At 70.6% G+C, this 5,516-nt stretch carries 5 protein-coding genes and 1 pseudogene; all 6 read right to left on the reverse strand.

The features are described from left to right. Positions 1-194, reverse strand: a pseudogene (locus ACLQ3K_RS03755) (serine/threonine protein kinase); the annotation flags it as partial. Next, positions 194-1,708, reverse strand: a complete 1,515-nt coding sequence (locus ACLQ3K_RS03760) for a peptidoglycan D,D-transpeptidase FtsI family protein (RefSeq protein ID WP_425997135.1) — start codon at positions 1,706-1,708, stop codon at positions 194-196. The gene ACLQ3K_RS03760 and the pseudogene ACLQ3K_RS03755, both read right to left, overlap by 1 nt. Further along, positions 1,705-3,126 carry an FtsW/RodA/SpoVE family cell cycle protein gene (locus tag ACLQ3K_RS03765; RefSeq protein WP_224644809.1) on the reverse strand — a complete coding sequence of 474 codons (1,422 nt, stop codon included), beginning with the start codon at positions 3,124-3,126 and terminating at the stop codon, positions 1,705-1,707. Before ACLQ3K_RS03765 ends, ACLQ3K_RS03760 begins: the two co-directional genes overlap by 4 nt. Then, positions 3,123-4,568 (reverse strand): PP2C family protein-serine/threonine phosphatase, encoded by a 1,446-nt coding sequence (locus tag ACLQ3K_RS03770; RefSeq protein WP_425997137.1) that lies wholly within the window; start codon positions 4,566-4,568, stop codon positions 3,123-3,125. Before ACLQ3K_RS03770 ends, ACLQ3K_RS03765 begins: the two co-directional genes overlap by 4 nt. Further along, on the reverse strand, positions 4,565-5,029 hold the full coding sequence (locus ACLQ3K_RS03775; protein ID WP_224644811.1) for an FHA domain-containing protein FhaB/FipA: 465 nt from the start codon (positions 5,027-5,029) through the stop codon (positions 4,565-4,567). Before ACLQ3K_RS03775 ends, ACLQ3K_RS03770 begins: the two co-directional genes overlap by 4 nt. Positions 5,030-5,126: 97 nt before the next feature. Further along, a partial coding sequence (locus tag ACLQ3K_RS03780; protein WP_425997139.1) for an FHA domain-containing protein occupies positions 5,127-5,516 on the reverse strand: 390 nt, incomplete at its 5' end.

Genomic DNA, 5,516 nt, shown 5'->3' on the forward strand with positions numbered 1-5,516 from the left:
GTGGTGCGGGCCTCGTTGCGGAAGCGGGCCAGGAACTCCTGGTCCTCGGAGAACTCGGCCTTGAGGACCTTGACGGCGACACGGCGGTCGAGCCGTGTGTCCATCGCCTCCCACACCTGACCCATGCCACCGGTGGCGATGAGCCGGAGGAGTTCGTAGCGGTCGGCGATCACCGATCCGGTCTGCAGACTCATCAGTTCCCCTGCCCGTTCACCGCGGCGCCTATCACCGCTCGTCCGATCGGCGCGGCGAGCGACCCACCGGTCGCCGCCTCGCCTTGATTTCCACCGTTCTCAATGATGACCGCCACCGCTACCTTCGGATCGTTCACCGGGCCGTACCCGATGTACCAGGCGTGCGGTGCCTCGCCGCCGCGCTGGCCCTGAGAGTGTTCCGCCGTACCGGTCTTCGAGGCGATCTGGACCCGGTCGCCCGAGCCCTTCGTGTGCTGCTCCGACGCGATCATCAGCTCCCGCATCTGCGCCGCGACCTGCGGCGAGATCGCCTGGCCCAGCCGCTTCGGCGACGTACCGCCGAACGTGCTCAGGTCGGGCGCCTGGAAGGAGTCCACCAGGTAGGGCTGCATGCGGACGCCGCCGTTGGCCAGCGTCGCCGCGATCACCGCGTTCTGCAGCGGGGTCATCGCCACGTCGAGCTGGCCGATGGCCGACTGGCCCGTCTGGGCACCGTCGGACAGCGGACCGGTCACCGACTGCGCGACCCGCAGCGGGATGGGGTCGGGCGTCGAGTTGACGCCGAAGTTGTTCGCCATCGCCTTGATCGCCTCGCCTCCGTCCTGGATCTTCGTCGTGGCCAGATCCACGAACGCCGTGTTGCACGAGTACTGGAACGCCTGCAACAGGCTGACGGTACCGCCCGAGGATTCGGGACACGTCATCCCCGCGTAGTTCTGCAGTGTCGTGCCGCCGCCGCCCGGCAGGGTGATCTGCTTGTCGGCGGTGAGCCGGGTGTTCAGGTCGACGCCCTTGCCCTGCGCCAGCGCGGCGGCCGTGGTGATCACCTTGAAGGTCGATCCGGGCGGGTAGGTCCAGCCGGTCGCCCGGTTGTCCATCGGCTTGTCCGGGTCGTCCTTGAGCTGCTCCCAGGTCTTGCTGACCGCGCTCGTGTCGTGCGACGACAGCGGATTCGGGTCGTAGCTGGGGGTCGAGACCATCGCGAGGATCTTGCCGGTCGACGGCTCGATCGCGACGGCCGCGCCGTGGCACGGGCCGCTCGAGCCGCACGCCGTGGTCAGCTTCTCGTAGGCGATCCGCTGCATCGTCGGGTTGATCGTGGTGATCACGTTGCCGCCGCTCGGGTCGCGCCCGGACAGCAGGTCCACGACGCGGCGCCCGAAGAGCCGGTCGTCGCTGCCGTTGAGCACCGACTCCTCGGCGTGCTCGAGGCCGCTGGAGCTGTAGATCATCGAGTAGTAGCCGGTGAGCGGCGCGTACGCGCGCGCCATGTCCTCCGGGTAGGTGCGCAGGTACTTGTACCGGTCGTCGGTCTTGATCGACTGGGCCATGACCTGCCCGCCGGCCAGGATCGAGCCGCGCTGGCGCGCGTACTCGTCGAGGAGCACGCGCTCGTTGCGGCTGTCGGCGCGGAGGTCGTCGGCGCGGAAGACCTGCACCCAGGTGGCGTTGGCGAGCAACGCGACCACGAGCAGGACCACGACGAGGGAGATGCGGCGGATCGGTGCGTTCATACGCGCTTCACGATCTCGGTCGGCCGGTCGGGGACCGGCGCGCCGGGCTTGCGGGCGACCTTGGGCTCGCGGGCCGCGTTGGAGATGCGCAGCAGCAGCGCGATGAGGGCGTAGTTCGTGAGCAGCGACGAGCCGCCGTAGCTCATGAACGGCGTGGTCAGGCCGGTCAGCGGGATCAGCTTGGTGACGCCGCCGACGACGACGAAGAGCTGGATCGCCATCGTCGACGCCAGGCCGGCGGCCAGCAGCTTGCCGAAGCTGTCGCGCACCGTCAGGCTCGCGCGGAAGCCGCGGAAGATCAGCACCAGGAACAGCATGAGGACGGCGGCGAGGCCGATGAGGCCCAGCTCCTCGCCCACGGCGGCCATGATGAAGTCCGTCGACGCGAAGGGCACCATCGTGGGCCGGCCGGAGCCGAGGCCCGTACCGGCCAGGCCGCCGGTGGCCAGGGAGAACAGGGCCTGCGCGGGCTGGTAGCCGATGGTCTCGTAGGCGGCGAACGGATCGCGCCAGACCTCGACGCGCACGCGCAGGTGCGGGAAGAGCTGGTAGGCGGCCACGGCGCCGATCACCGCGAGGCTCAGGCCCACGACGATCCAGCCGATCCGCTCGGTGGCGATGTACACCATCGCGAGGACGGTGAAGAAGATGAGCAGCGGCGTGCCGAGGTCGTTGGCGTAGCCGAGCACGCCGAGCGCGACGACCCACACCAGCAGCAGCGGCGCCAGGTCGCGGGCGCGCGGCAGGTCGATGCCGAGGACGCGGCGGCCCGCGGAGGTGAACAGGTCGCGCTTGGACACCAGGAAGGCCGCGGTGAAGATGATGAGCAGGATCTTGCTGATCTCGCTCGGCTGGATGTTGAACAGCGGCGTCTTGATCCAGTTCTTCGAGCCGTTGATCTCCGACAGGCTCGACGGCAGCAGCGCCGGCAGCGCCAGGAAGACGACGCCCGCGAGGCCGATCGTGTACGCGTACTTCGACAGCGTCCGGTGATCGCGCAGCAGCGCCAGCACCGCGACCAGCACCGCGAGGCCCAGCAGGGTCCACAGGATCTGCTGGTTCGCCTCCTGCGTCTGCGAGACGCGGCCGTTCTCGGCGTGCGCGTTGCCCAGGTCCAGCCGGTGGATCAGCACCAGGCCGAGGCCGTTGAGCATGGCCACCACGGGCAGGATGATCGGGTCGGCGTACGGCGCGAAGCGGCGCACGGCGTAGTGCGCCGCGCCGTACAGCACGATGAAGGCGACCACGTACTTCGCCAGGTCCAGGGTGACCCGCTGCTCCTGCGCCCACTCCACCAGCGCGAGCGAGGTCCCCGTCACCACCGTGGCGGCGCCGAGGAGGACCAGCTCGTAGGTCCGGGACTTTCGGTTCGGGTCGAGCGCGATGCCCGCACCGGGAGTGCTGACGCCCGACGTCACGAGGGGCCTCCGCGGCAGGGCCGCTCCGGCGTCGACGTCTGCGTGACGACCTTGGTGACGGGCGCCGGGGGCGGCGCGAGCGTCTCGCCGGCCGGCGGCGCCACGGTGGTCGACGGTGCCGGGACGTTCGGGTCCTGCGGGGTCACGGGCGCCGGCGCCTCGATCTCCGTGGTGATCGCGCACCGCTCCATCAGGTTGTCGCGGTCGGTGAGGTTCCGGGCCTGCTCGCGGGCGTCGTCGAGCGAGCTCGCGTAGGGCAGGCCGGCCAGGTTGGCGCGGCCGCGCGGCGTCAGGTCGTCGACGGTGAGCGGCGTGCAGCCCTGCGCGGCGCGGCCTTCGCCGGCGGTCTCCGCGATGCAGACGACCTCCTGCTGCGAGTTCAGCGCGCGGCCGAAGATCGAGACCTTCACGCCGTGCGAGATCGCGATGGTGCCCTTGTCGGTGGCGGCGACGAAGTAGCTGGAGTTGACCACCGAGCGGGTGACGATGAGGCCGATGGCGCCGCCGACGAGCAGCACGAGCAGCACGCCGAGGGCGATCCACTTGCGGCGCGAGCCGGTCTCCGGCTCCTCCTCGACGTCCGTCGCCACGACGCGGCGGGGCGCCTTCTTCGGCGGCCGCAGTGCGGCGGCGCGTCCGGCGGCGGTGTTGGCCGGCGGGACGTAGTCCTCGTCGTCGTCGTTCGCGGCGCCGCCGACGATGGGGCGGCTCTGCCCGAAACTCGAGTCCTCGACGCGGGCGACCACGACGGTCACGTTGTCGGGGCCGCCGGATTTGAGCGCCAGCTCGATGAGCCGGTCGGCGGCGGCGCTGACGTCGTCGGTGGCCAGGGCCAGGGTCTCGCCGATGGTCTCGTCGGAGACCACGTCGGACAGGCCGTCGGAGCAGAGCAGGTAGACGTCGCCGGCCTTGGCCTCGCGCAGGGTGAGCGTGGGCTCCACCTCGTGCCCGGTCAGCGCCTTCATGATCAGCGAGCGCTGCGGGTGGGTGTGGGCCTGCTCCGCGGTGATCCGGCCCTCGTCGACGAGGGTCTGGACGAAGGTGTCGTCCTTGGTGATGCGGATGAGCTCGCCGTCGCGCCGCAGGTAGCCGCGGGAGTCGCCGACGTGGATCAGCCCCAGCTTGGAGCCGGCGAACAGGATCGCGGTGAGGGTGGTGCCCATGCCGTCGAGCTCGGGATCCTCGACCACCTGCTCGGCGATGGTCTCGTTGCCGGCGACCATCGCCTCCTCGAGGGTGTCCAGCAGGTCGCCGCCGGGCTCGTCGTCGTCGAGCGGGGCGAGCGCGTTGATCATGAGCTGCGAGGCGACCTCGCCCGCGGCGTGGCCGCCCATGCCGTCGGCCAGCGCCAGCAGGCGGGCACCGGCGTACACGGAGTCCTCGTTGTTGCTGCGGACGAGGCCCCGGTCGGAGCGGGCGGCGTATCGAAGGACGAGGCTCACGGGCGCAACTCGATCACTGTCTTGCCCACGCGCACCGGGGTGCCCAGCGGGACGCGGGTGGGAGTGGTGACCTTGTTGCGGGCCAGGTAGGTGCCGTTGGTGGAGCCGAGGTCCTCGACGTACCAGTCGTCACCGTCGCGCGAGAGTCGCGCGTGCCTGGTCGAGGCGTAGTCGTCGTTGAGCACCAGGGTGGAGTCGTCGGCGCGGCCGATGAGCACGGGCTGCTGACCGAGGGTGATCCGGGTGTTCGCGAGCGGGCCGTGGGTGACCACGAGGTACTTCGCGACCTTGCTGGTGCGGGAGAACAGGGCCCGACGGGGCGCCTTGGCCTCCTTCTGGCGGGGCCGCAGGCCCGACGCCAGCCGCGCGTCGGACCGCAGCGCGCTGATGACCAGCCAGATGCACAGCCACAGCAACAGGAGGAAACCCGCCCGGGTCAGCTGCAACACGAGTCCCTGCACGGTGTCTCCCTCCTGGTCGTATCCGACGCACACTCGTCCAGCGCCCGCCGTGCGGGCGCTGTCATACGGGTCTGCTTTCGCCGCCCCGAGGTGAAATCTACTGGAAGCGGACCACGATGTCGGAGTGGCCGACGCGGATGCGGTCGCCGTCGGCGAGCTCCCAGTTGGAGACGGGCACGTCGTTGACCGAGGTGCCGTTGGTGGAGCCGAGGTCGTTGAGGACGGCGGCGTAGCCGTCCCAACGGATCTCCACGTGCCGCCGCGAGACGCCCGTGTCCGGGAGACGGAACTGGGCGTCCTGGCCGCGGCCGATCACATTGGTGCCCTCGCGCAGCGCGAAGGTCCGGTTGGAGCCGTCCTCCAGGTACAGGGTGACCGCCTGCGGCTGGGCGTAGCCGCCCTGCGGCTGCTGGTAGCCCTGGTCGTAGCCGGGCTGCTGCTGGTAGCCCTGGTCGTACCCCTGCTGGCCGTAGCCCTGGTCGTACGC

Source organism: Tsukamurella sp. DT100, assembly GCF_049844855.1.
In the GTDB taxonomy this organism is placed as follows: Bacteria; Actinomycetota; Actinomycetes; order Mycobacteriales; family Mycobacteriaceae; genus Tsukamurella.